This is a genomic window from Aeromonas sp. S11(2024) (assembly GCF_041402345.1).
Lineage (GTDB): Bacteria > Pseudomonadota > Gammaproteobacteria > Enterobacterales > Aeromonadaceae > Aeromonas > Aeromonas veronii.
The window spans coordinates 23676-47643 of the sequence record NZ_JBGLRC010000024.1 but is presented as its reverse complement, the minus strand read 5'-3'; the positions used below and the strand labels follow the sequence as shown (position 1 = coordinate 47643).

At 59.8% G+C, this 23968-nt stretch carries 23 protein-coding genes and 1 pseudogene; 11 read left to right on the top strand and 13 right to left on the bottom strand.

The window, feature by feature from the left end; translation table 11 throughout:
- The first annotated feature begins 68 nt into the window (after positions 1–68).
- Positions 69–1793, top strand: a complete 1725-nt coding sequence (locus ACB040_RS16670; protein ID WP_075116001.1) for a proline--tRNA ligase — start codon at positions 69–71, stop codon at positions 1791–1793.
- 90 nt (positions 1794–1883) lie between these two features.
- Here ACB040_RS16670 and ACB040_RS16665 read toward each other — a convergent pair whose 3' ends face one another.
- The 3 genes from ACB040_RS16665 to ACB040_RS16655 all read right to left on the bottom strand — a co-directional run bounded on the left by ACB040_RS16665 (position 1884) and on the right by ACB040_RS16655 (position 3773).
- A complete protein-coding gene (locus tag ACB040_RS16665) occupies positions 1884–2564 on the bottom strand; it encodes an SDR family oxidoreductase (protein ID WP_206901103.1) in 681 nt (226 codons plus the stop codon).
- A 31-nt stretch (positions 2565–2595) separates the two neighbouring features.
- Positions 2596–3228, bottom strand: a complete 633-nt coding sequence (locus ACB040_RS16660) for a TIGR04219 family outer membrane beta-barrel protein (RefSeq protein WP_005354809.1) — start codon at positions 3226–3228, stop codon at positions 2596–2598.
- Between the two features lie 95 nt (positions 3229–3323).
- A complete protein-coding gene (locus ACB040_RS16655; RefSeq protein WP_274161126.1) occupies positions 3324–3773 on the bottom strand; it encodes a copper chaperone PCu(A)C in 450 nt (149 codons plus the stop codon).
- Positions 3774–3863: 90 nt separating this feature from the next.
- On the opposite strand from ACB040_RS16655, the gene ACB040_RS16650 reads away from it, so the two are divergent.
- Entirely contained in the window at positions 3864–4613 is a 750-nt protein-coding gene (locus tag ACB040_RS16650; RefSeq protein WP_371155634.1) for an enoyl-CoA hydratase-related protein, read from the top strand.
- A gap of 17 nt (positions 4614–4630) precedes the next feature.
- Here ACB040_RS16650 and ACB040_RS16645 read toward each other — a convergent pair whose 3' ends face one another.
- Entirely contained in the window at positions 4631–5059 is a 429-nt protein-coding gene (locus ACB040_RS16645) for a DUF2753 family protein (RefSeq protein WP_005335785.1), read from the bottom strand.
- 285 nt (positions 5060–5344) lie between these two features.
- Here ACB040_RS16645 and ACB040_RS16640 point away from each other — a divergent pair, with 285 nt between their 5' ends.
- Positions 5345–6004: a CatB-related O-acetyltransferase gene (locus ACB040_RS16640; RefSeq protein ID WP_371155636.1), complete on the top strand. Its 660-nt coding sequence runs from the start codon at positions 5345–5347 to the stop codon at positions 6002–6004.
- A gap of 95 nt (positions 6005–6099) precedes the next feature.
- Here ACB040_RS16640 and ACB040_RS16635 read toward each other — a convergent pair whose 3' ends face one another.
- Complete coding sequence (locus tag ACB040_RS16635; protein ID WP_331377750.1) at positions 6100–6807, bottom strand: ParB-like protein; 708 nt, start codon at positions 6805–6807, stop codon at positions 6100–6102.
- 184 nt (positions 6808–6991) lie between these two features.
- On the opposite strand from ACB040_RS16635, the gene ACB040_RS16630 reads away from it, so the two are divergent.
- The 3 genes and pseudogenes from ACB040_RS16630 to ACB040_RS16620 all read left to right on the top strand — a co-directional run bounded on the left by ACB040_RS16630 (position 6992) and on the right by ACB040_RS16620 (position 10711).
- On the top strand, positions 6992–8596 hold the full coding sequence (locus tag ACB040_RS16630; RefSeq protein WP_371155638.1) for an ABC transporter substrate-binding protein: 1605 nt from the start codon (positions 6992–6994) through the stop codon (positions 8594–8596).
- A gap of 118 nt (positions 8597–8714) precedes the next feature.
- Positions 8715–9014, top strand: coding sequence for a hypothetical protein (locus tag ACB040_RS16625; protein ID WP_005335795.1), 300 nt, complete (start codon positions 8715–8717; stop codon positions 9012–9014).
- Between the two features lie 137 nt (positions 9015–9151).
- Positions 9152–10711 (top strand): annotated as a pseudogene (locus ACB040_RS16620) (methyl-accepting chemotaxis protein).
- A 63-nt stretch (positions 10712–10774) separates the two neighbouring features.
- Here the strand turns inward: ACB040_RS16620 and dusA are convergent.
- Positions 10775–11761, bottom strand: coding sequence for a tRNA dihydrouridine(20/20a) synthase DusA (gene dusA, locus ACB040_RS16615; RefSeq protein ID WP_019445726.1), 987 nt, complete (start codon positions 11759–11761; stop codon positions 10775–10777).
- Between the two features lie 137 nt (positions 11762–11898).
- Here dusA and zur point away from each other — a divergent pair, with 137 nt between their 5' ends.
- From zur to ACB040_RS16600, 3 genes are read left to right on the top strand one after another with little or no spacing between them, the layout of a single operon-like run.
- Positions 11899–12357: a zinc uptake transcriptional repressor Zur gene (zur, locus tag ACB040_RS16610; RefSeq protein WP_005335805.1), complete on the top strand. Its 459-nt coding sequence runs from the start codon at positions 11899–11901 to the stop codon at positions 12355–12357.
- Complete coding sequence (locus ACB040_RS16605; protein ID WP_005335807.1) at positions 12347–12808, top strand: chemotaxis protein CheX; 462 nt, start codon at positions 12347–12349, stop codon at positions 12806–12808. Before zur ends, ACB040_RS16605 begins: the two co-directional genes overlap by 11 nt.
- 4 nt (positions 12809–12812) lie before the next feature.
- Positions 12813–13043, top strand: coding sequence for a hypothetical protein (locus ACB040_RS16600; protein WP_005335809.1), 231 nt, complete (start codon positions 12813–12815; stop codon positions 13041–13043).
- A 73-nt stretch (positions 13044–13116) separates the two neighbouring features.
- Here the strand turns inward: ACB040_RS16600 and brnQ (ACB040_RS16595) are convergent, their stop codons facing one another.
- The 3 genes from brnQ (ACB040_RS16595) to ACB040_RS16585 all read right to left on the bottom strand — a co-directional run bounded on the left by brnQ (ACB040_RS16595) (position 13117) and on the right by ACB040_RS16585 (position 17052).
- Entirely contained in the window at positions 13117–14394 is a 1278-nt protein-coding gene (brnQ, locus tag ACB040_RS16595) for a branched-chain amino acid transport system II carrier protein (RefSeq protein WP_338774958.1), read from the bottom strand.
- A gap of 451 nt (positions 14395–14845) precedes the next feature.
- Positions 14846–16150, bottom strand: a complete 1305-nt coding sequence (gene brnQ / locus ACB040_RS16590; protein WP_005335813.1) for a branched-chain amino acid transport system II carrier protein — start codon at positions 16148–16150, stop codon at positions 14846–14848.
- Between the two features lie 191 nt (positions 16151–16341).
- Positions 16342–17052, bottom strand: coding sequence for a tRNA1(Val) (adenine(37)-N6)-methyltransferase (locus ACB040_RS16585; protein WP_338773682.1), 711 nt, complete (start codon positions 17050–17052; stop codon positions 16342–16344).
- A 119-nt stretch (positions 17053–17171) separates the two neighbouring features.
- Here ACB040_RS16585 and srmB point away from each other — a divergent pair, with 119 nt between their 5' ends.
- Positions 17172–18395: an ATP-dependent RNA helicase SrmB gene (gene srmB, locus ACB040_RS16580; protein WP_338773680.1), complete on the top strand. Its 1224-nt coding sequence runs from the start codon at positions 17172–17174 to the stop codon at positions 18393–18395.
- A 72-nt stretch (positions 18396–18467) separates the two neighbouring features.
- Here the strand turns inward: srmB and ACB040_RS16575 are convergent, their stop codons facing one another.
- From ACB040_RS16575 to rnr, 4 genes are read right to left on the bottom strand one after another with little or no spacing between them, the layout of a single operon-like run.
- A complete protein-coding gene (locus ACB040_RS16575; protein WP_338773678.1) occupies positions 18468–18923 on the bottom strand; it encodes a GNAT family N-acetyltransferase in 456 nt (151 codons plus the stop codon).
- A 56-nt stretch (positions 18924–18979) separates the two neighbouring features.
- The gene (locus ACB040_RS16570; RefSeq protein ID WP_371155643.1) at positions 18980–19552 is read right to left on the bottom strand and encodes a Crp/Fnr family transcriptional regulator; all 573 of its coding nucleotides are present in this window, start codon (positions 19550–19552) and stop codon (positions 18980–18982) included.
- Between the two features lie 2 nt (positions 19553–19554).
- Positions 19555–20304, bottom strand: coding sequence for a 23S rRNA (guanosine(2251)-2'-O)-methyltransferase RlmB (gene rlmB / locus ACB040_RS16565; RefSeq protein ID WP_139741691.1), 750 nt, complete (start codon positions 20302–20304; stop codon positions 19555–19557).
- Positions 20301–22694, bottom strand: a complete 2394-nt coding sequence (rnr, locus tag ACB040_RS16560; RefSeq protein ID WP_005354835.1) for a ribonuclease R — start codon at positions 22692–22694, stop codon at positions 20301–20303. The genes rlmB and rnr overlap by 4 nt, the downstream gene beginning before the upstream one ends.
- 134 nt (positions 22695–22828) lie before the next feature.
- On the opposite strand from rnr, the gene ACB040_RS16555 reads away from it, so the two are divergent.
- On the top strand, positions 22829–23851 hold the full coding sequence (locus ACB040_RS16555; RefSeq protein ID WP_019445736.1) for a GGDEF domain-containing protein: 1023 nt from the start codon (positions 22829–22831) through the stop codon (positions 23849–23851).
- Positions 23852–23968: the final 117 nt, after the last annotated feature.

Below are 23968 nucleotides of genomic sequence, written 5' to 3'. Positions count from 1 at the left end.
AGCCTGTTAAAATTCCGCCCTTGAAATTATCCTGGGCCCCGCGCCCGTTCTAGCTAAGGTCTACCGCGATGCGTACCAGCCAATATCTGCTTTCCACTCTCAAGGAAACCCCCTCCGACGCTGAAGTTGTCAGCCACCAGCTGATGCTGCGCGCCGGGATGATCCGTAAACTGGCCTCCGGCATGTATGCCTGGTTGCCAACCGGTCTGCGGGTACTGAAGAAAATCGAGAACATTGTTCGCGAAGAGATGAACAATGCTGGTGCCGTCGAAGTCTCCATGCCGGTGGTACAACCCGCCGAGCTGTGGCAGGAGTCCGGCCGCTGGGACGACTACGGTCCCGAGCTGTGCCGTCTGACCGACCGCCACAACCGTCCCTTCGTGCTGGGCCCGACCCACGAAGAGGTGATCACTGCGCTGGTGCGTTACGAAGTGAACAGCTACAAGCAGCTGCCGCTCAACCTCTACCAGATCCAGACCAAGTTCCGCGACGAAGTACGCCCCCGTTTCGGCGTGATGCGTGGCCGCGAATTCCTGATGAAGGATGCCTACTCCTTCCACATCGACAAGGAATCTCTGGTCGATACCTACGAGAAGATGCACGCCGCCTACTGCAAGGCCTTCACCCGCATGGGCCTGAACTTCCGTCCGGTGCAGGCCGATACCGGCTCCATCGGTGGTACCGGTTCCCACGAATTCCAGGTGCTGGCCGAGAGCGGTGAAGATCTGATCGCCTTCTCCGACAGCTCCGATTACGCCGCCAACATCGAGATGGCCGAAGCGCTGGCACCGGCTGGTGAGCGCGCTGCCGCCACCGCAGCCCTGACCAAGGTTGCCACCCCGAACGTACACACAATTGACGAAGTGGCCGCTTTCCTGAACGTGGCTCCGACCGCCATCGCCAAGACCCTGCTGGTACTGGCAGAGGAAGATGAGCACGGCAAGCAGGCCGTCATTGCGCTGGTACTGCGTGGCGACCACGAGCTGAACGAGATCAAGGCCGAGAAGCTGGCTGGCGTGGCCAACCCGCTCACCTTCGCCAACGACGAGCAGATTAAAGCTGCCGCCGGTTGCGATGCAGGCTCCATCGGCCCGGTCGGCTTTGCCGGTCGCATCATCGTCGATCGCAGCGCCGCCCATCTGGCGGACTTCGTCTGCGGTGCCAACGAGACCGGCTTCCACCTGACCGGTGCCAACTGGGATCGCGACATCGCTTCTTACGAAGTTGCCGACCTGCGCAACGTGGTAGAAGGCGACCCGAGCCCGTGCGGCCAGGGCAAGCTGCTGCTCAAGCGCGGTATCGAAGTGGGCCACATTTTCCAGCTGGGCACCAAGTACTCCGAAGCGATGAAGGCGAGCGTGCTGAACGAAGCTGGCAAGTCCGTCACCATGGAGATGGGTTGCTACGGTATCGGGGTTTCCCGTCTGGTGGCCGCTGCCATCGAGCAGAACAACGACCAGTACGGCATCATCTGGCCGGACGCCATCGCCCCGTTCGAAGTGGCCATCGTGCCGATGAACATGCACAAATCCGAGCGCGTGGCCGAGCAGGCACAACAGTTCTACGCCGAGCTGAAAGCCGCTGGTGTAGACGTGCTGTTCGACGACCGTAAAGAGCGCCCGGGCGTGATGTTCGCCGACATGGAGCTGCTGGGCATCCCGCACGCCATCGTCATCGGCGATCGCGGTCTGGACAACGGCGTGGTGGAGTACAAGTGCCGCCGCACCGGCGAGAAGCAGGAAGTGGCCATCAGCGACATCATCGCCATGCTCAAGGCCAAGCTGGGCCGTTAATTCCGCCCTCTTCCCGATATAAAAAAGCGCGCCATTTGGCGCGCTTTTTGTTTCTGTGTACTGACGACGGCAACCGGATGAAGGGTTGCCTCAGGGATTGCGACCGATAAAGAGGTCGGTCACGTGGCAGCTGCTTCTGGCTTCCAGCGCGTCGAGCATATAGGCCGCCGCATCTTCCGGAGTCATGAAGCCACTCGGGTCCACGTGATCCGAGTTATCCCAGAATTCGCTGCGGATCCCGCTCGGGTAGAGGTTGACCAGCCGCAGCGGCGAGCCTTTCAGCTCGGCGCGCAAGGATTCGAGAAAGCCGCGCATCCCCCATTTGGAGGCGCAGTAGAGGCTCTCGTTGGCCTTGCCCACCTGCGCGGCGGAGGAGAGCACATTGGCCAGCACTCCGCCTTTCTCACCGACAAGCCGCACCGTCTGCTGGGCCACCAGAATGGTGGAGATAAGGTTGCTCTCCACCACCCGGCGGATCTGCTCGGCGGTGTAGACACCGACCGGGCCAAACTCGCCCACCCCGGCGCAGTGGATCACCATGTCGGGCTGCCCGCCCCACTCCACCGCTGCAGCGAAGGCGACGTCAACCTCTTCATGGTGCGCCAGATCGGCCGCGATGCCGATCACCGCGCTGCCGAGCAGTTGTTCCTGCTCCTGCAGTCGCTGATAACGGCGCCCCATCATGGAGACCTGATGGCCCCGCTCAACCAGACCTATGGTCAGCGCCCGGCCGAGACCAGAACCGGCACCTGTCACTATGATGTGGCCCATTATCGCTCCTCGTCGTCAGTCGACGGTCAGATTAGAAAGTGAATTCGCCGCCCATGAACCAGCCATCGACAGACTGATCGATATTGGCGAAGTCGACCTTGGCTTCACGCCAGCCGGCACGCAGCTTGATCGGCATGGAGGAGAACTTGTAGGAACCACCCAGACGGTAGTCATAGTTGTCCGCATCGTGAGTGCGCAGATCGCCGAAGAAGGCGATACCGGTGCCCGGGATCTTCACTTCACTGCCGGCATAGGCCATCAGGGTATCTTCGTCATAACCCTTGCGGCCGAAGTAGACCTGCTCGCCATCGTAGTGACGACCGGTCATACCCAGATCGATCTTGAACAGATCGTTGTTGAACAGACGGTAGTAGAGGCTCAGATCGTAGGCAGTCAGATCGTTCTTGAAGTTGCCGCCGGAGGTGCTGAAATCGGAGACTTCAAACTTGGCGTTCGGCAGGAAGATGATGCCGTGTTCCAGTTGCAGATAGCCGTTCCAGTTGTAGCTGTCGTCATAGCTGCCATCAGCACTGGTGCCATAAGCCTGACCACTGCCCTTGGCGGCCCATACGTCGGCACCGGCGGCAAAACGCCAGTCGTCAGCGGCCATGGCACTCTGGCTGCACAGAGCCAGCACAAAACCGGCAATCAGCGTCTTTTTCATTACGTCACTTCCTCTTGCATACATGGAAAAGAGCACTATTTTACTCGGTGCAGCCAAAATACCCAGCGTAAATCCTGAACAAACGACGACAAATGTCAGTGCTTCATATGCTTCATCTCTGCCATCGGCTCAATCGGCTTCACCGACAGTGACAGATCCAGCTTCTGACCATCGTCCATGGTGAGGGTGAGCGGGAAAGGGGTCTGCTCGGAGAGCGTACCCACCTCGAACAGCATGATGTGCAGGCTGCCCGGCTTGAGCACCGCTTCGCCCTTGGCCGGGATCTCGATATTCTCGACCTGACGCATCTTCATCACGCCATTTTCGTGCAGGTGGGTGTGCAGCTCGGCACGCCCGGCCGCAGCAGAAGCCGCCGCCACCAGCTTGACCGGCTGGTCGGCGTCGTTCTTCAGCACCATAAAGGCGGCAGTGTTGGGGGAGCCCGGCGGCAACAGGCGCACATAGCCGTCGACGGCCTCGACCTTGGCCAGTGCAGGCGCCGTCATACCCAGAACCAGCAGAGAATAAAACGCACGTTTAAACATGGTTGAAATCCTTTTATGATGTTGTTAAACGGCGCCAAGGTTACCCCAGCGGCAACCTTTTTTGCACCTTTCAATAACAAGGATTTAGACATGGCCCCCATTCTCATTGCCGAGCAGCAGGATGGCTTGCTCACCCTGACCCTCAACCGCCCAGACAAGCGCAACGCCCTCAATACCGAGCTCTATAAGCAACTGGTGGCAGCGCTGCGAGAGGCGGCAGCCGATGAGGAGGTGCATGTCCTGCTGTTGCAGGGGCAGCAGGATTGCTTTACCGCGGGCAATGATCTAGCCGACTTTGTGGGCAAGAGCTCGCTGGAGCCCGACGACCCCATCCTGCAGTTCCTCCACACCCTGGCCGACTTCCCCAAACCTGTGGTCGCCGCCGTTGCAGGCCCGGCGGTGGGGATCGGTACCACCATTCTGCTGCACTGCGATCTGGTCTATCTAGGGGATAACGCCCGCTTGCAGCTCCCCTTCGTCGAGCTGGGGCTGGTGCCGGAGTTTGCCTCCAGCCTGCTGCTGCCGCGTCTGGTGGGGCACCTCAAGGCGGCGGAGCTGTTGCTGCTGGCCGAGGCGATGGATGCCGAGGAGGCGCTGCGACTCGGGCTCGCCAACAAGGTGGTGGCGGCCGATGGATTGCTCTCCTTTGCCCGCGAGCAGGGGCTGAAGCTGGCGGCCAAGCCGCCCAGAGCGCTGCAAAAGAGCAAGGCGCTGCTGAAACAGGAGCTCAAACAGGCGGTGCACTTTGTCATCGATCTAGAGGCGCGCGCCTTCGCCCAGGCACTGCAAGGGGAAGAGGCGCAGCAGCGGATCGCCCAGAAACTCAAACGGCGGAGCTGAGCCGCGCCCACATCCGTTCAGTTGAGTCGAAAACGGCCGATCAGCTCGCAGCCCTGTACCTTGTCCTGCAACTGGATCAGCCGGGCAATTTCCGGATTGGGGTGGCGCTTGAGAAAGGCGAGCAGGGCACCACGACAGCAACCCAACTCGCTGATCAGCGCCTCGCACTCCCGGTTGGGGCATTGTGGCACCAGCGCCGTGACCAGCTCGGAGGCGAGTTTCAGGTAGCGCAGCTCGTAAGTCGGCTCATCCATCGCCCGCCAGAAGTCGGCCAGCCGGTGACAGGTGGCGACCCGCATGGTGGCCAGTTCGGTCAACTCGACCTGGGTCATCTCGTAAACATCCCCCAGCGCCTGCTGATAAAAGCAGATCGCCGCCCCCAGCGAACCGGCCTGCCAGGCACGCTCCGCCTCCAGCATGTATCGTTGCCAACTTTGCGGTGTCATCTCGCTCTCCCGAGTCCGTCATGGTGGGAGTGTTATCATGGCTAATTGAGAATAAATATCAACCAGAGGGTTAGTGCAGGATCTCTGCGCAACCTTGGCAAACCCGGCGCCCGACCTTATGATCGTGCTCTTCCCCCCTTCTTTGGAGCACACCACAATGCGACCTCGCCTCCCGCAGATGCTGGGCTGCTCCCTGCTCTGCGTGCCCCGCATGCTGGTCTGGATCTATTAGCTGCGTTCAAGCGAACGCAACCCATCCGATCCATTCAGCAAAGGAGTACCAATATGAGCACCTGCCAACACTGGTCGCAGGTCGAATACCTGCACCTGACGGTGACCAACCCCAATATCTGCCTCAAGGGACAGCACAGCTACTACTCGGGTGCCTGGGATGGTCCCTTCGAAGAGGTGGCAGTGCGCTACCTCCATGGCGATCCCTTCAGCCGCAGCCCGGAGACCGGCTGGGAGCCGCTCTGGCATATCGACCGGCTTCATATCGGCGACTATGTGCAGATTGCCGCCGGAGTGAAGATCATCATGGGGGGCAACCACACCCACAACACTGCCTTCATCAGCACCTATCCGTTCGCCGATCTGGCGGCGCTCAAGCGCAGCTACCGCCCCGCTGGCGATACCCGCATCGGCAACGATGTCTGGATCGGCATGGAGGCGATGATCATGCCCGGCGTCACCATCGGCGACGGCGCCATCATCGCCGCCCGTTCGCTGGTCAATCAGGATGTGCCGCCCTATGCCATGGTGGCTGGCACCCCGGCCAAGGTGGTGCGGATGCGCTTTGGCGAGGAGGAGATTGCCCGGCTACAGGCCCTCGCCTGGTGGGATTGGCCGGATCAACAGGTCAACGATCTGCTACCGCTGATCCAGCAAGGCGAAGTCGCCCTGCTTGAGCAGGCGGCTGCCCGCTGGGCGGAGCGCCATGAGTGACCACCGCTAACCAGTAGCTGACAGCATAAGGGCGACCCTAGGGTCGCCCTCTTTTTATCTCCGGCATGCTCTGGATGCCGTCATCGCACATCCACTCATTGCGCGCTTTTGGACTGGTTGAGGCTGCACTGCTTGCCGGGATAACCGGGTAGCTCCTTGGCATCGCTGCCGCAGGCGAGCCGTTTGGCCTGTTGCAGGCGAGCCGCCAGATTGGCGCTGTCCACCGGCATCCACTGCATCTGCTTGCCGAGCCAGCTGGCCCAGGCAAACTCGACGAAATAGACCTGTTTGTCCTTGCGAAAGTAGCCCGCATTCTGCAGCAGTCCGGCGAGGGTGCGATAGGGGTAATCAGGCAGCTTGTCGATACTGGTCGGCAACTGCTCCGGGGTCAGTGGTTGCCCCTTCTCATCCTTGAGCCAGGCCCAATGGTTGTTCTGCATCTGGCTCCAGAAGTTGGCTTTGTCCTGCAGACGGCCAATCACCTTGACCCGCGCATCCTTGACGCCCTGCTGCCACAACGCCTTGGTGAGATGGTGGCGGTCCACCAGCCAGTAGCTGCCATCCGGCGCAATCACCACGGGGATCTCTTTCTTTTTCATCAACTTGTCGAGCTGCTTTGCGCTCATGCCAGCCAATGTGGCCTGGGTCTCATCGACCTGGATCTGGCCGACGCCCCCCTGAGTCGGGTGCAAGGCATCGATGCCGATCTCGCACCAGTTGCCCACCGCCGTGTCGCTCTGGCACGGGGCCAACGCCCAGGCACCCTGGCTCAACACACTGGCCAGCAATAACCATGCTTTCATCGTTTGACACTCCTCACCACATTGAACTGCACAGACGCCGGGAACGCTCTTCTACCCCGATTGGGAGTGAGAGTCGAATGCTGGCGGTCAGACCAGCAAACGGGATATCATGATTTCCCATCTGTCGGCGATATTTTCTCGCCGAGTTTTCTCCCCGCTTCACACTATTTGAAGGATCCGACCCATGAAAGGATGGACCCCCTTGCTGGCCCTGCTGGGCTGTGCTGCTGTCCAGGCTGCCGATATTCCCGCCGGAACACAACTCGCCGCCGAGCAGATTGTCGTTCGCCACCTCAAGGATGAACCTGCGAGCCTGAGCCCGCTCAAGCTGGTCGGCCTGCCGGAGTTGCAGGTACTGCGGGACCTGTTCGAGGGGCTGCTGACCCAGGGGCCGGATGGCAAACCGGTTGCCGGGGTGGCGGCCAGCTGGGAGAACAAGGGCAACCAGTTCTTTACCTTCCATCTGCGCCCGGATGCGCGCTGGTCCAACGGCGATCCGGTCAAGGCTGGCGACTTCGTCTACGGCTGGCGCAAGCTGGTCGACCCGAAAGAGGCGGCCACCTTCGCCTGGTTCGCCCAGCTGGCCCGTTTCGACAAGGTGGACGAAATAGTCGCTGGCAAATTGCCTGCCAGCGAGCTGGGGGTCAAGGCCCTCGATGACCGCACCCTGCAGGTGACCCTCTCCCAACCGGTGCCCTACTTCCTGAACCTGCTGAGCCACCCCAGCCTGTCGCCGCTCCATCAGGCCAGCATCGAGCTGTACGGCAACCAGTGGACCCAACCCGGCAAACTGGTGGGCAACGGTGCCTTTGTGCTGAACAACCGGGTGGTCAACGAGAAGCTGGAGCTGACCCCCAACCCATATTACTGGGATCGGGCCCATACCGTATTGACCAAGGTGATCTTCATGCCGATCAATCAGGAGAGCGCGGCGACCAACCGCTATCTGGCGGGCGATCTGCATATCACCGAATCCTTCCCCAAGGAGCAGTACGACAAGCTGAAGCAGCAGATCCCGAATGAGGTCTACACCCCGGATCAGCTCGGTACCTACTACTACGCTTTCAATACCCGTCAGGCACCACTGAACGATGTGCGGGTGCGCAAGGCGCTCTCCTACACCATCGACCGCGCCCTGATCGCCGACAAGGTGCTCGGTACCGGCGAGAAACCGGCTTATCACTTCACTCCGGATGTGACCGCCAGCTTTACCCCGGTCGCCAACCTGCTCTCCACCAGCAGCCAACCGGAGCTGGACAGCAAGGCCAAGGCCCTGCTCAAGGAGGCCGGTTACGGCCCGGACAAGCCGCTCAAGCTGACCCTGCTCTACAACACCGCGGAAATTCACAAGAAGATGGCACTGGCGATTGCCAGCATGTGGAAGCAGAAGCTGGGCGCCGAGGTCGAGCTGACCAACCAGGAGTGGAAAACCTATCTCGACAGTCGCCAGAGCGGTCAGTTCGAGGTGATTCGCTCCTCCTGGGTCGCCGATTACAACGACCCGTCAGCGTTCCTTGGCCTGTGGGGCTCTCGTCACAGCGGCAATATGGCTGGCTTTGCCAATGCCCGTTATGACCAACTACTGGCAGAGGCGGCCAGCACTCAGGATGCCGCCAGCCGCAGCAAGCTGTTTGGCGAGGCGGAGGCGATCCTGCTGGATCAAGCCCCCATCGCCCCCATCTACCAGTACACCAATGCCCGCCTCATCAAGCCATGGCTCAAGGGCTACCCCATCAACAACCCGGAAGATGTGGCCTACAGCCGCCAGCTGTACCTCGTCAAACACTGAGACCGGCCACAACGATGCGAGGCCCCGCTGGGCCTCGCTATTGATACTGTTCACACCACGATTTCCAGCCTAAAATGCCGCCCCTTCTGTTCAATTAATCTTCAATACCCAGTCAGACATGCGTTATTTGATACTGCTCTCGTTGTTGTGGACCCTGCCCGCACAGGCCAACAGCGAATCCCAATGCCAGCAAGAGTTTGTCGGCTGGATGCTGCACCAGCAGCAACAATTCAGCGATCGCAAGTCTGACAAGATGGAGCGGCGCCGGGCCGAGCGGGCCATCGAGTTGGCTCGTCAGGAGTACGACAAGCAGACCAGCTTTTGCAAGACAATGGAGCTGGTGCGCAGCTACAAAGATAGCGATCCGCGCTTTAAACCGAGAAGCGGCGAAGTTCACGATTTCACACCGGCCAGCTGACCCTCACTTCATCAATTGATTGTGTTGATTAATTGACCCAAGCCAAGTTCGGGTCACTGAAGAGCCTTAGAATGATTAACTGAGAACGACAATAAAAAACATAGTTATCAGTTGGTTGGCTTTTTCAGGAACGACACATGCCCAGACTCCATCAGGAGGGGGAGATACACTTCCCCGACAACATCGCACTCATCTCGACCACGGATCCCGCCAGCCATATTACCTATGCCAACCAGCACTTCTGTGATGTGGCCGGATATGGAGCGACCGAAATGGAAGGAGTACCCCACAATCTGGTGCGACACCCCGACATGCCCAAAGCGGCCTTCGCCGACATGTGGCAGCGGCTGCGACAGGGCAAAAGCTGGATGGGGCTGGTCAAGAACCGCGCCAAAAGCGGTCAGTTCTATTGGGTAAACGCTTACGTCACCCCGATCCTCAATGCGCAGAAGGAGATCGTCGAGTTCCAGTCGGTGCGCACCAAACCCGCCGCCAGCAATGTGGCCTGGGCCGAGCAGCTCTATGGCCTGTTGCGCAGCGGCAAGGCGCTTCCCTGACTGAGCCGCTTTCACTTTGAACCGGGTCAGCTGACCCTCTGGCTCTCCGTTTCTGCCTTGTTCACCACCCTTGCTACCTTTGCTACCGGCAACCTGTTATGGCTGCTGCCCACCGCCTTGTTGCTGTTGGCACAGGCAACCCACGGCTGGCGATTGCAGCAACGGCTGGCTCATTTGCTCACCCTTGCCGATCAAGACAAGGGAACCCGCCTCTGTCAGGTGCTCTACACCCGACGGCGCGACACTCTGGCGGCCGTCGAACTGGCCCTGCGGATGAAACAGGCCGAGCTCAAGGCCGTGGTCGGGCGCAGCGCCGACACCAACCAGCAGATCCTGCAGGCAGCCGAAGATGACCGGGGCAATATCCAGACCATTGATACTCATCTGCAGCAGCAGCGCGCCCACAGCGAGCAGCTGGCGACCGCCATCACCGAGTTGAGCCACTCCATTCGCGATGTGGCCCACAGTGCCCATGAGGCGAGCAATCTGGTCATAGAGGTACAGCAGGTATCCGACGAGGGGCTGCAAGCATTGGCGACCACCCGTTCTGCCGTCAACCAACTCCATCAGGAGCTGGATGCCAACCACGCCGTGCTGGCCCAGCTCACCAGCGACAGCCAGAAGATCAGCGGCATTCTGGAGGTGATCAGTCAAATCGCCGACCAGACTAACCTGCTCGCTCTCAATGCGGCCATCGAGGCCGCCCGGGCGGGCGAACAGGGGCGCGGTTTTGCCGTGGTGGCGGATGAAGTGAGGGCGCTGGCCCAGAAGACCCGAGCCTCGACCAGCGAGATCCACGAGATGATCCAGGCGCTGCAACAGACTACACGACAGCTGTCGGACGGGATGACGCAAGGGGCACAGACTTCGGTGCGCTGCCAGCAGCACGCAGGCACCACCGCCGACGTGCTCACCCAGATCAACCGGATGCTGGGGCAGGTAACCCGCACCAGCGACGAGATCGCCCAGGCGGTGAGTCAGCAGGCCGACGTCACGGCGACCCTCGATGAAGGGGTGCACCAGATCCACCAGCTGGCCAGCCACACCGCCGACAACAGCAGGCAGGCGCTAGATGGCATCACCCTGCTGGTAGAGCGGCTGCAGGATCTCTCGCGGCTGATCAACCAGTTCAGATATTGAAGCGACAGCGATCAAAAAAGCGCGTCAACTGACGCGCTTTTTTCGCTTTGCCTGACAGGAGAGTTATTCGCCCTGCTCGCTGGCGGCAAACTCCGGCACCTTGGCCATGGCATCCAGCACCACCTGAATATCCGCTCCCGGTTTGCAGGCATTCTCGCTCAGGTGACGGCGCCAGGCGCGGGCCCCCTGCATGTTCTGGAACAGCCCCAGCATGTGGCGGGTCATGTGGGAGAGGTAGTTGCCCTTGGCCAGCTCCTGCTCGATATAGGGCAGCATCATCCGCACCACCTCGTGGCGGCTCGGCACAGCGTTGTTCTGGCCGAACACCAGGTTGTCCACCTGCGCCAGAATGTAGGGGTTCTGATAGGCTTCACGCCCCATCATGACGCCATCAACATGTTGTAGATGCTCGAGGGTCTGCTCCATGGAGGTGACACCGCCGTTGAGAGCTATGGTGAGCTCCGGGTAATCCTGCTTGACCCGATAGACGCGGGGATAATCGAGGGGCGGGATCTCGCGGTTCTCCTTGGGACTCAAGCCGCTCAGCCACGCCTTGCGGGCATGGACGATGAAGGTGTCGCAACCGGCATCGCGCACCTGTTCGATAAAGGCCTGCAAAAACTCGTAAGAGTCCTGATCGTCGATACCGATACGGGTCTTCACCGTCACCGGAATATCGACCACATCGCGCATCGCCTTGACGCAGTCCGCCACCAGCGCCGGTTCCCCCATCAGGCAGGCACCAAAGCGACCGTTTTGCACCCGATCGGAGGGGCAGCCGACGTTGATGTTCACCTCGTCATAGCCGCGCTCCTCGGCCAGCTTGGCACAGCGCGCCAGATCGGCCGGATTGCTGCCACCCAGCTGCAGGGAGATGGGGTGCTCCTGCTCGCTGTAACCCAGATAATCCCCCTTGCCGTGGATGATGGCACCGGTGGTCACCATTTCGGTATAAAGCAAGGTCTGGCGGCTCATCAGTCGATGAAAGTAACGGCAATGCCGATCAGTCCAGTCCAGCATGGGGGCGATGGAAAAACGCTGCGCCTGCATAAAAATCATCCGGGTTGGCTAAAGAAAGGGGCGGATTTTATCACAACGTGAAGCAGCCCCAGAAAATGAATTTTGTCGCCGCGCCATGCGAGGCCCTGTGATAGTATCCGGCTAATAGAAAGGGTATCTGCGCGATCATGAATCAAGACCAACTTTTACAACGAGCCGAGCGACTCTGTATACAGCGAGGGATCCGCTTCACCCCGACCCGACGTCAGGTATTTCGCCTGCTGGCGGCACACGGCAACGCCATCAGCGCCTATGATTTGTTGGCCCAGCTGCAACAAACCGAAGCCAATGCCAAGCCGCCAACCGTCTATCGGGCACTCGATTTTTTGCTCGAACAGGGCTTTGCTCACAAGGTGGAATCTCTCAACGCGTTTATCTTCTGCTGCCACTTCGATCACGCTCACCCGATGCAGTTGCTGATCTGCGACGAGTGCGGGGATGTGGTCGAGCTTCACGATACGGCGATCGATAGCGCGTTTTCCGAGCAGGCCCACTTGCATGGTTTTACTATTACCAATAAGACGATAGAGGCACATGGCCAATGTGCCCGTTGTACGCCCACTGTAGGAAGTCATCATGAAGGCTGATTTTGTAAATCCGTTTCTGCTATCCCTGCTCAATGTGCTCTCGACCATGGCACAGCTGGAACTCAAACCGGGCAAACCGAAACGCAAGATGGATGAGCTGGCGCGCGGCGACGTCTCCGGCCTGATCGGCATGGTCGGCCCGCAGACCCGTGGTTCCCTCTCCATCAGCTTCGAGAAGGGGCTGGCGCTGGAGATCATGCGCCGCATGCTGGGGGAAGCGCCCGCCAACATCAACGAAGAGGTGACCGACATGGTCGGTGAAATCACCAACATGGTGACCGGCGGTGCCAAGCGGATGCTGGGTGAGAAGGGCTACGAGTTTGACATGGCGACCCCCATCATCGTCTCCGGCCCCAACCACACCATTACCCACCGTGCCGATGGCACCAAGATCATGATGCCGTTCGAATCGGATTTCGGTCGCGCCACTATCGAAATCTGCTTCGAGTAACCCTATGTGGAAAGCATTGAAATGGATTTTCATCTGCTGGGCCCTGCTGTTGATCCTGTCGGACATTCAGATCAGCACCTCCCTCTACAAGTACGAAGATAACCGGGTGCTTATCAACTTCCCGCGCTGGGAAGCCAAGCAGCCTTGGGGCACCTTCGAGTGGCATGCCGGACGGGTAGAAACCCACTGGTATGGTCTGGAGGGAAAACCCAAGCCAAAAGGCCCGCAAATCTGATCCTGTAACTGCTACAGCAGAAACAGAAGAGGCCAGCAGATGCTGGCCTCTTTGCTATCTCGTTGTTTCTGAATCAAGCCGCTTCGGCCGCCAGCTTACCGCTTGGTCGCATCAAGATGCCGACGATGCAGGCCAACAGAGTCGGCAGCAGCCAGGCAAGTCCCTTGTCGAACAGCGGCAGGAAGGCAAAGCCGTCCATCGACATCCCGGCAGCCCCCAGCCCATCGAGGCAACCAAACAGAAAGGCGACCGTCAGCACGCCGCGAAACGCCAGCCGTGGCTGGGCAAACCATCCCTTGAGGAAGGTCACCAGCACCAGCGCGATGGCAACCGGATAGATGGCCACCAGCACCGGAATCGAGAGGCCGATCAGCTCGCTCAGCCCCACATTGGCCACCACTGCACAGAGCGCCCCCAGCAGCATGACCCAGTTGCGATAGGCCCAACCTGTCAGGCCATGGAAGTAGTCGGCACCGGCACAGAGCAGGCCGACCGCACTGGTAAAACAGGCCAAGGTGATGATGGCAGACAGAATAAACTGACCCGGTTGACCAAGCAGACTCAGGACGTAAGCATTGACGATGGCCCCACCATTGCTGATATCGCTCGCCACCCCACCGGCACTGTTGCCCAGCTGAAAGAGCGAGACATACACCGCCGACAACCCGACCGCCGAGATCAAGCCCGCAATGGTCAGATATTTGAACTGGCTGCGATAATCCTCGATCCCCTTCTGACGCAGTAACCCGATGATCAGGGCGCCAAACATCAGGGAGGCTAGGGTATCCATGGTGTTGTACCCCTCCAGCATCCCCTTGGTCAGGGCTGCATCTATGTACTCACCGCTGGCATCAGGCATGGTGCCCTGCGGCGTCATAAAGACCCCGACCGCCAGAATAAGCAGCATCGCCATCAGGGCTGGGGTCAGATACTTGCCGACCGCATCGAGCAGCTTGCCGCGATCAAGCGCCACCAGGATCACCAGCGCAAAGAAACTCAGGGTGTAGATCAGCAGTCCCGCATGACCGGCATCGCCAAGCCAGGGCTTGAGTCCCATCTCGTAGGCGACCAGACCGGTGCGGGGAATGGCAAAGGCTGGCCCCATGATGATATAGATGGCGATGGCCAGCGCCGTCGCCGCCCCGGCGGGCAGATAGCGGGTCATTCCGGTCCAGCCACTCGCGCCGCCCCCCGAGCTCCCCTTGGCCACCGCAATCAGGGTGATCAGCGGCAAACCCACCGCCGTCAGCAAAAAGCCGCACATGGCGGCCAGCAGATGCTCACCGGCCATAAAACCGGCCAGCGGCGGAAAAATGATATTGCCAGCCCCCAGATAGAAGGCAAACGTCATAAACCCCAATCCGAATACGTCGGACAACTTCAATGATTTCGTCAAACTCAACCTCATCTGCCTTATCAGCTTGTTATTGATTGCACCCACTGCCTGGCAGATAACCGGTAACAATACCTCTCGCCCCCACACAGCCCGCGGACCGGATGAGGCGCACCACCTTTAGCATAAAGAAGAGGAGTTCGATCTCAATCACCAATTAATATCTTGAAACAATTTACCGCTGTGGAATTAATCGCCGAACAACTCGGCGCTCCATAAAGAGGTGTCACACGTGGCGTATGAGAGGCAAGAAGAGGGGAACGGGTTATAGCGGCAAAATACGGCTGCTCAGATGCTATCTGTGTACAGTGACAATTACGGCAGTGCAAAGCGAGGCGAGAAGCTAGGCTCACAGAAAACAAAAGAGCCTGCACGGGGCAGGCTCTTGGCAATATCACATCGGGTGTGATCAGGCAGCTTCGGCAGCCATCTCGGTCGGACGCACCATCACGCCAACTACGCAGGCCAGCAGGGTCGGCATCAGCCAGGCGAGGCCCTTGTCGAACAGCGGCAGGAAGGCAAACGCATCCATCTTCATACCGGCAGCACCCAGACCATCCAGGCAACCGAACAGGAAGGCCACCATCAACACGCCACGGAACACCAGACGGGGACGGCCGAAGTAACCCTTCAGGAAGGTGACCAGTACCAGCGCCACGGCAACCGGATAGATGGCAACCAGCACCGGAATGGAGAGGCTGATCAGCTGGCTCAGGCCCACGTTGGCCACCACGGCACAGATAACGCCCAGCAACACCACCAGCTTCTTGTAAGCCATGCCGGTCAGATTGTGGAAGAAATCGGAACAGGCGGAGATCAGACCGACTGCAGTGGTAAAACACGCCAGAGTGATGATGGCCGCCAGAATGAACTGACCCGGCTGACCAAACAGGCTCAGTACGTAGGCGTTGACGATGGCGCCACCATTGCTGACATCCGTCGCCACACCGGCTGCCGTGTTACCCAGCTGGAACAGGGAGACGTACACCACGCTCAGACCAACGGCAGAGATTAGGCCGGCAATGGCCAGATACTTGAACTGGCTCTTGTAATCGTTGATGCCTTTCTGGCGCAGCAGGTCGACGATCAGGGCGCCAAACATCAGGGACGCCAGGGTGTCCATGGTGTTGTAGCCTTCCAGGATCCCTTTGACGAAGGGGCTGTTCTGGTAGTCACCGGACGCATCAGGCATGGAGCCTTGCGGCGCTACAAATACCCCGATCGCCAGAGTCAGCAGCAGCAGCATCAGTACCGGAGTCAGGTATTTGCCGATGGCGTCCATCAGCTTGCCCTGGTTCATGGAGACCAGAATGGCCACACCAAAGAAGATCACGGTATAGGCCGCCAGACCCGCTTGCCCCATGTCACCGATAAACGGCTTGAGGCCCATTTCATAGGCCACCAGACCGGTACGGGGCGCGGCAAAGGCCGGGCCGATGATGATATAGATGGCAACGGCCAGCGCAGTCGCGACACCGGCAGGCAGCAGCTTGGTCATGCCAGCCCAACCGTTACCGGCTTTCGCCACGGCAAGAATGGTCACCAGAGGCAGGCCCACGGCAGTGACCAGGAAGCCAAACATCGCCAGGGAGAGGTGCTCACCAGCCATGTAACCGGCCAACGGCGGGAAAATGATGTTACCGGCGCCCAGGTAGAAGGCGAAGGTCATAAACCCTAATCCGAGTACATCGGACAATGTGAGTGATTTCGTCAAGTTCAACCTCGTCTGTCTTGTAAATTATTGCTTGTTATAGTTTTTATCGGTCGCTGACCGGGTGTGTTCAGGGGGTATAAAAAAAGAGCCCCGCATGTTTTTTCATCGCAACCAGTGGTTTTAGCTGGTCTGGAGCGGGCGCTCGATCTGGAACCAGCATAATGGCGTGAAAAAATAGTTCAAGACGAAATTTACATCTTCAAATAGAAGGGGTTGGTCAGTTGGATATATCTGTCGGAATAGGCCCCATCAGCAGAATGGATCACAATTTCACCCCTCTCACACCTGTTTAATCCTCTGCCAAGTAGCAATAAAACACGATTTGCCTCTTTACCCTCTCTGGTGATAACAGCTGTATAACAAATGCCATGCAGATCATAATTCGCCGAAATGCATAAAATTTCATCGGCCATCGCCGTTGGCAGCACCAGCGCTACCTGCCCCTTCGGGCTCAGCAAACGATTGCAGGCCGCCAGTAATGCGTGGCTGTCGAGGGCGCCGGTATGGCGGGCCAACGCCCGCGCCGGATCGCTAAATGACTGGCCTGCCACGAAATAGGGAGGGTTGGAGACGACAAGATCGTAAGGGGCGGCCTGATAATCCTGAATGGCACTCTCTATGACGGTCACCCGATCGGCCCAGGGAGAAGCAGCCGCATTCTCCCGCGCCTGACTGGCCGCATTAATATCCAGCTCAACCGCATCAAGACGGCAGTCAGATCTGCTGCGCTGGGCCAGCATCAGGGCGATCAGGCCGCTGCCGGTGCCGATATCGAGCACTCGACGCGCCTGTTCGACCGGCGCCCAGGCACCGAGCAAAATGCCATCGGTGCCCACCTTCATGGCGCAGCGATCGTGATTGATATGGAACTGTTTGAAGGTAAATCCGCGACTACGTCCCATCTGGCCCCCGTCATCTGCAAAAATGGTGGGCGATTATAGCGGCTAAGACACACTCACCAATAGGAGCCGACGAGATAATCGCCTATAATCTGCCGTTTCCTTAATGACCGAGTATTGCCATGAGCCAGTCCTTTGATGATTTCGACCTGCACCCAGCCCTCAACCGGGCCTTGGCCGAGATGGGATTCACCCGCCCCACCACCATCCAGCAGATGGTGCTGGAGCCAGCCCTGGACGGCCGCGATATTCTGGCATCCGCACCGACCGGTACCGGCAAGACAGCCTCTTTCCTGCTGCCGGCACTCCAGCACCTGCTGGACTTCCCGCGCCGCAAGCCGGGCCCCTGCCGCATGCTGATCCTGACCCCGACCCGCGAACTGGCCCTGCAGGTGACCGCCCACGCCAAGGCGCTGGCGGCTCACACCAACCTCAGCATCGAGACCATCATCGGCGGCGTCAGCCATGAAGAGCAGCTGCCAGCCCTGACCAAAACCACCGACATCGTGGTCGCCACCCCGGGCCGTCTGCTCGAGTACATCGAGAAAGAGGAGTTCGAGAGCCACGACATCGAAGTGCTGGTGCTGGATGAAGCGGACCGCATGCTGGACATGGGCTTTATCAAGGATGTGAACCGCATCGTGGAAGAGGCGCGCTACCGCAAGCACACCATGCTCTTCTCCGCCACCCTGGAAGGTGCCGGCCTTGAGAAGTTCGCCAACGAGATCCTCAAGGATCCGGTGGAGCTGCACGCCGAACCGCCCCGCAGCGAACGTCGCCCCATTACCCAGTGGATCCATCTGGCCGATGACGCCGCCCACAAGCTGGCGCTGCTGACCCATATCCTGAAAGATTCGGAAACCCAGAAAGCCATCATCTTCGTCAAGACCCGCGAGCGTCTGGCGGAGCTCTCCGGCCAGCTACAGGCGGCAGGCATCTCCTGCTCCTGGATCCGTGGCGAGATGGAGCAGAGCAAGCGTATCGAGTCGATCCGCAAGTTCCACGAAGGGGAAGTGCCCTTCCTGATCGCCACCGACGTCGCCGCCCGCGGCATCGACCTGCCGAACGTCAGCCATGTCATCAACTACGACATGCCCTACGGCGCCGACGTTTACGTCCACCGGATCGGTCGTACCGGCCGCGCCGGCAACCGTGGCTGCGCCATCAGCCTGGTAGAAGCCCACGACATGGCGATGGTCGCCAAGATCGAACGCTACACCGAAGAGCGCCTCAAGCGCCGGGTGATCGACGAGCTGCGCCCGAAACACAAGGAAGCGCGGGTACCGGTGAAGAAGAAAAAGCCGGTCGACAAGAAGAAGTCCGCCAAGAAGAAAAAGAAGAAGTGATCGCCTGGCGATAAAGAGAAGGGCCATCCAACGGGATGGCCCTTCTGCATTCTGAATCACTCTGACGAGTGGTTATGCCACCACTCTGCGCATCCCCATATGGGGGATATCGTCTTCGAGATAGCCTTCCCCTTCCGCCACAAAACCGTGCTGGCCATAGAAGCCCTGCAGATGGGCCTGAGCACCAAGCCAGATGCTGTGGGTCGGCCAGTGTGCCTCGCACGCCTTGATCGCCTCGCTGATCAGCTGGTGACCGAGACCGCCGCCGCGCGCCTTGGGTGAGGTCACCACCCGACCGATGGCGGCACCGCTCTCATCGCCGATGCCGGGCGCCATGATCCGCGCATAGGCGGCCAGCAGATCGCCCTGATATCCGAGCAGGTGCAAGACCCCTTCGCGGCGATCGAGCCCGTCCAGATCCTGAAAGGGGCAGGTCTGCTCCACCACGAACACCTCGGCCCGCAGCGCCAGCAACTCATACAACTCGTCAGTGGTCAGTTCAGACCAGGGTTTCAGGATCCAGTTCATCGGCAACTCCTTATCAGTTCGGCCTGCCAGCATAATCGCGGCGCCAGTGCCCTGCATTAACCTTTGTTAAGTTCTTTCAGCCGTTTGCGAATGCGGCTCAGACTGATGGGAGTGATACCGAGATAGGCGGCGATCTGGTGGTCGGGCACTCTGGCATCGAGTGCAGGAAAGCTATCCAGAAAGTACTGATAGCGCGCCTGCGGGCTGCCGGTCAGCAGCAACTGCTCCTTCTCCTCCTTGATGCGCAGCTGCACCTCAAGCAGGTGCTGGTACCAGCGCGGCCAGCCGGGCAACTGGCGCAAGTCGGCCAACTGGAACAGCTGCAGACGGCAGGGCTCCAGCGCCTCCACGCTGTAGCGGGCCGGCTCGCCACTGAGCTGGTGGTGGAAGTCGAGAAACTCGTCCCCCTCCCAGTAGAACTCCTTGATGTACTCGCGGCCATCCTCCAGCACCAGCTTGGCCCGCAGCAGCCCCTGCTCCACCCTGACCAGCAGATCCGGGCTGTCGCCGGCGTGCCAGAGGCAGCTTTTCGGGCTGAGGGTCAGCGGGCGGGCAAAAGAGAGGAGGCGCGCGGCCTCCTCTTTATCTGCGACCTGCGCCCAATCGAAGGGGGGTCTGTCAATCAGCATGATCAAGCACGGCGCTGGCGCACGGCTTCAAACAGGCAGACGCCGGTTGCCACCGAGACGTTGAGGCTGGATACCGCCCCCGCCATCGGGATGCTCACCAGCTCGTCGCAGTGCTCGCGGGTCAGACGGCGCATGCCTTTACCTTCAGCTCCCATCACCAGCGCCATCGGGCCGGTCAGTTTGGCCTGATAGAGGTCGTGATCGGCCTCGCCAGCGGTACCGACAATCCAGACGCCGCGCTCCTGCAATTCCCGCAGGGTGCGGGCCAGGTTGGTGACCTGAATGAGCGGCACCACTTCGGCCGCGCCACAGGCGACTTTGCGCACGATCGGGGTCAGGCCGGTGGCCTTGTCCCGCGGCACGATGACCGCATGAGCCCCGGCGGCATCGGCGCTGCGCAGGCAGGCGCCGAGGTTGTGCGGGTCGGTCACGCCATCCAGCACCAGCAGGAAGGGCTGGCTCTGTTGTGCCGCCAGCTCGTCCAGCAGGCTGGCCAGATCGTGCTCGGCCAGCTTCGGCGCCTCTTTCACCCGGGCCATGATGCCCTGGTGATTGTTGCCTTCCGCTTTGTCATCAAGGGTCTTGCGGTTCACGCTCTGCACCTTGAGGCCGAGGGATTCCAGCTCGGCTAGCAGGGGTTGCAGCCGGTCGTCATCCCGCCCTTTCAGCGCCCATACCTCGATGAAACGCTCCGGGGTGCGCTCCAGCAGCGCGGTGACAGCGTGAATGCCGTAGATCAGTTCAGTACTCATTTAGTGCTCTTGGCCTTATCGCGAGCCTTTTTGCTCGGTCGTCTGTTGCTCGGTTTGGCGCGGCCACCCTTGTCGGATTTGCCGTGATCCTTGCCCTCTTTACGTTTTTCGTGGCGCTGGGCGCTCTTGGCCTTCTCTTTCTTGATCTCGGCCTGCTTGCGCGCCATCTCTTTGGCGTTCTTGCCGGTGGCCTTGAGCGGCTCTTCGACCATCACGAAGTCGATCTTGCGATCATCCAGGTTCACGCCCATCACCTTGACCCGCACCTTGTCACCCAGACGGTAGCGACGGCGGAAGTTCTCGCCGATCAGCTGCATGTGCAGGGGATCAAACTGGTAGTAGTCGTTGGTGAGGGTGCTGACGTGCACCAGACCGTCGATGTGGATCTCCGCCAGACGCACGAAGAAGCCAAAGCCGGTGACGCTGGCGATAACGCCGTCAAACTCGTCACCCACGTGATCCAGCATGTACTCGCACTTGAGCCAGTCGGCCACGTCGCGGGTCGCATCGTCGGCACGGCGCTCGGTCATGGAGCAGTGCTCGCCCATCGGGTCCACTTCTTCCAGCTGGTAGTGATAACCACCGCTCGGGGTCCACTTGTGGCGCAGGTTGCCCTGTTGCTCCTTGGCGGTCTGATACTTGATCGCACGGTGCAGGATCAGGTCGGGATAGCGACGGATTGGCGAGGTGAAGTGCGCGTAGGACTTCAACGCCAGACCGAAGTGACCGATGTTGTCAGCCTGATAGATGGCCTGACGCATGGAGCGCAGCAGCATGGTGGAGAGCAGCTCCGCATCCGGGCGACCTTCAAACTTGGCGGCCAGCTCGGCAAAATCTTTCGGCTCGGGCTCGAGTCCGCCTTTAAGCTCCAGACCCAGTTCGGCCAGGAAATCGCGGAAACCGGTCAGACGCTCTTCGCCCGGACGATCGTGTACACGGAACAGGGCAAAGGCTTCGTTCTTCTCGATGTAACGGGCAGCAGCCACGTTCGCCTGGATCATGCACTCTTCGATGATCTTGTGGGCGTCGTTGCGCACCAGCGGCACGATGCGGTCGATCTTGCGCTGGGCGTTGAAGATGAAGCGGGTCTCTTCGCTCTCGAACTCCACCGCACCACGCTGGTGGCGGGCATGCTTGAGCGCCTTGTAGAGGTTGTTGAGCTCCTCAATATGGCCCACCAGCGGATCATACTGCTGGCGCAGCTTGGGATCGCCATCGAGGATCGCCGCAACCTTGGTGTAGGTCAGACGGGCGTGAGAGTTCATTACCGCTTCGTAGAACTTGTAGCCGGACATGCGGCCAGCGGCGGAGATGGTCATCTCGCACACCATGCAGAGGCGGTCAACTTGCGGATTCAGGGAACACAGGCCGTTGGAGAGCACCTCCGGCAGCATGGGCACCACGAACTCGGGGAAGTAGACGGAGTTGCCGCGCTGATACGCTTCGGCATCCAGCGCCGTGCCAGGCTTCACATAGGCGGAGACGTCAGCAATGGCCACCCACAGGCGCCAGCCGCCACCACGCTTGGCTTCACAGAAGACGGCGTCATCGAAGTCACGGGCGTCTTCCCCGTCGATGGTCACCAACGGCAGGGCGCGCAGGTCGATGCGGCCCTCTTTGGCTTTCTCCGGCACCTGCTCGCCGAGACCGGCAACCTCTTTGGTCACCTCTTCCGGCCAGGTGTGCGGGATACCGTGGGTACGCAGGGCAATTTCGATCTCCATGCCCGGCGCCATGTTCTCGCCAAGCACTTCCAGTACGGTGCCGACGGCATTGATGCGGGAGGTGGCGCGCTGATTGATCCGCACAACCACGACCTGGCTCTGACGAGCCCCTTTGTTTTCCCCTTCCGGGATGATGATGTCCTGGCCGATACGGCTGTCATCCGGCACCACGAAACCAACGCCATTCTCGACGAAGTAACGGCCGACAATGTCTGCCTCACGGGACTTGAGCAGGCGCACCAGACGCGCTTCCTGACGACCCTTGCGGTCGATCTCGGTCGGCTGCACCAGCACGTAATCGCCATGCATCAGGCGTTGCATCTCTCGGTTGTTCAGATACAGATCCGGACCACCACCTTCCGGACGCAGAAAACCGAAGCCATCCTTGTGGCCGATTACATAACCTTTGACCAGATTCAGGCGATCCGGCAGGGCATAACATTGGTTGCGAGTGAATACCAGTTGTCCATCACGCTCCATGGCGCGCAGACGACGACGCAAGGCTTCCAACGGCTCTTCATCTTTCAGCTTGAGGACCTTGGCCAACTCTTCACGGGACATGGGCTTTTCATGGCCCTTGATGAGTTCCAGGATCAACTCGCGACTGGCGATGGGGTTATCGTATTTTTCGGCCTCGCGTTCGAGGAAAGGATCTTTTTGAGACATAAGCAGGCCTTAGGGTAGGTGGTAACGGTGCCATTATATCGGAGGGGGGGGCGAATGGCATCCATCGGCTGCCTTTTGGCCAATCTCTCTGTCATACTATCTTCAGTTCGCTGGCATGATGAGACACAGAACTCATGAGTAAGGACACATTTGCCCAATCCGCCGCCTATCTCAAACAGGCGGTCCCTTTGATGATCAAGTACCAGATCCCCACAACGCCGGACAATTACCACCTGTGGTACAACTATGTCTCGGCCAGCATGCCCGAGCTCAACCAAGCGATCGATCAGGCAGTCAAAATGCAGGGAACCTGCTCGCTCACCACCTGCGAGCGGCTCTATCACCAGTATCTGGCCGCTCAGGACGAGAAGCAGATGGAGGCGATGAAACTGAGCCTCGCCGCCATGGCCAACGAGCTCGGCCACTCCATGCAGGACGCCATCTCCGATACCGGCATGTTTCAGGAGATGCTCGACAAGAGTTTTGACAAGCTCAGCCGCATTGATGACGAGGGCTTCAGCCTAGAAGACACCATGGGGATCCTGCGAGAGCTGGTGCGCGAATCGCGGGATGTGCGCATGTCCACCATGCACTTTCGCAACCAGCTCAGCAATGCGGAGAAAGAGATCAAGGAGCTGCGGGCGGCGCTCAACGAGACACGCAAACTGGCCAACGAGGATGCCCTCACCAACCTGCTCAACCGCCGCGCCTTCGATCTGGAGCTGGAGGGGTTGATCCGCAGCCAGCACCCCTTCTCGCTGATCCTCGCCGATATCGATCGATTCAAGAACTTCAACGACGAGTACGGTCACCTGCTCGGCGATCAGGTGCTGCGCGCCTTCAGCAAACGGCTGCGCGATGCCTGCAAGGAGGGGGTCACCGCCTATCGGCTGGGTGGGGAGGAGTTCGCCATGCTGGTCCCCCATCGCTCGCTGGCGTTGGCCAGACAGATGGCGGAGAGCATGCGCCGCGCCATCGAGCGGATGTCGATTCTGGATCGCAAATCGGGCCGCCGCATCGACCACATCACTGCCTCGTTTGGCGTGGGTGAGTTCAACGGTCAGGAGAGCGCAGACTGTCTGGTCGAACGTACCGACAAGCTGCTCTACAAGGCCAAGGAGCTGGGGCGCAACCGGGTGATGCCACTCCCTTCCTGATTTGTCCCCTGCCCGACCGCAATGCCAATGTAAAAAGCCAGTCAGCTCAACTGACTGGCTTTTTGGTCTCTTTTGCTCCGACAGGGGCTGTTCATTCAAGCCCCATTGGAAACCTGC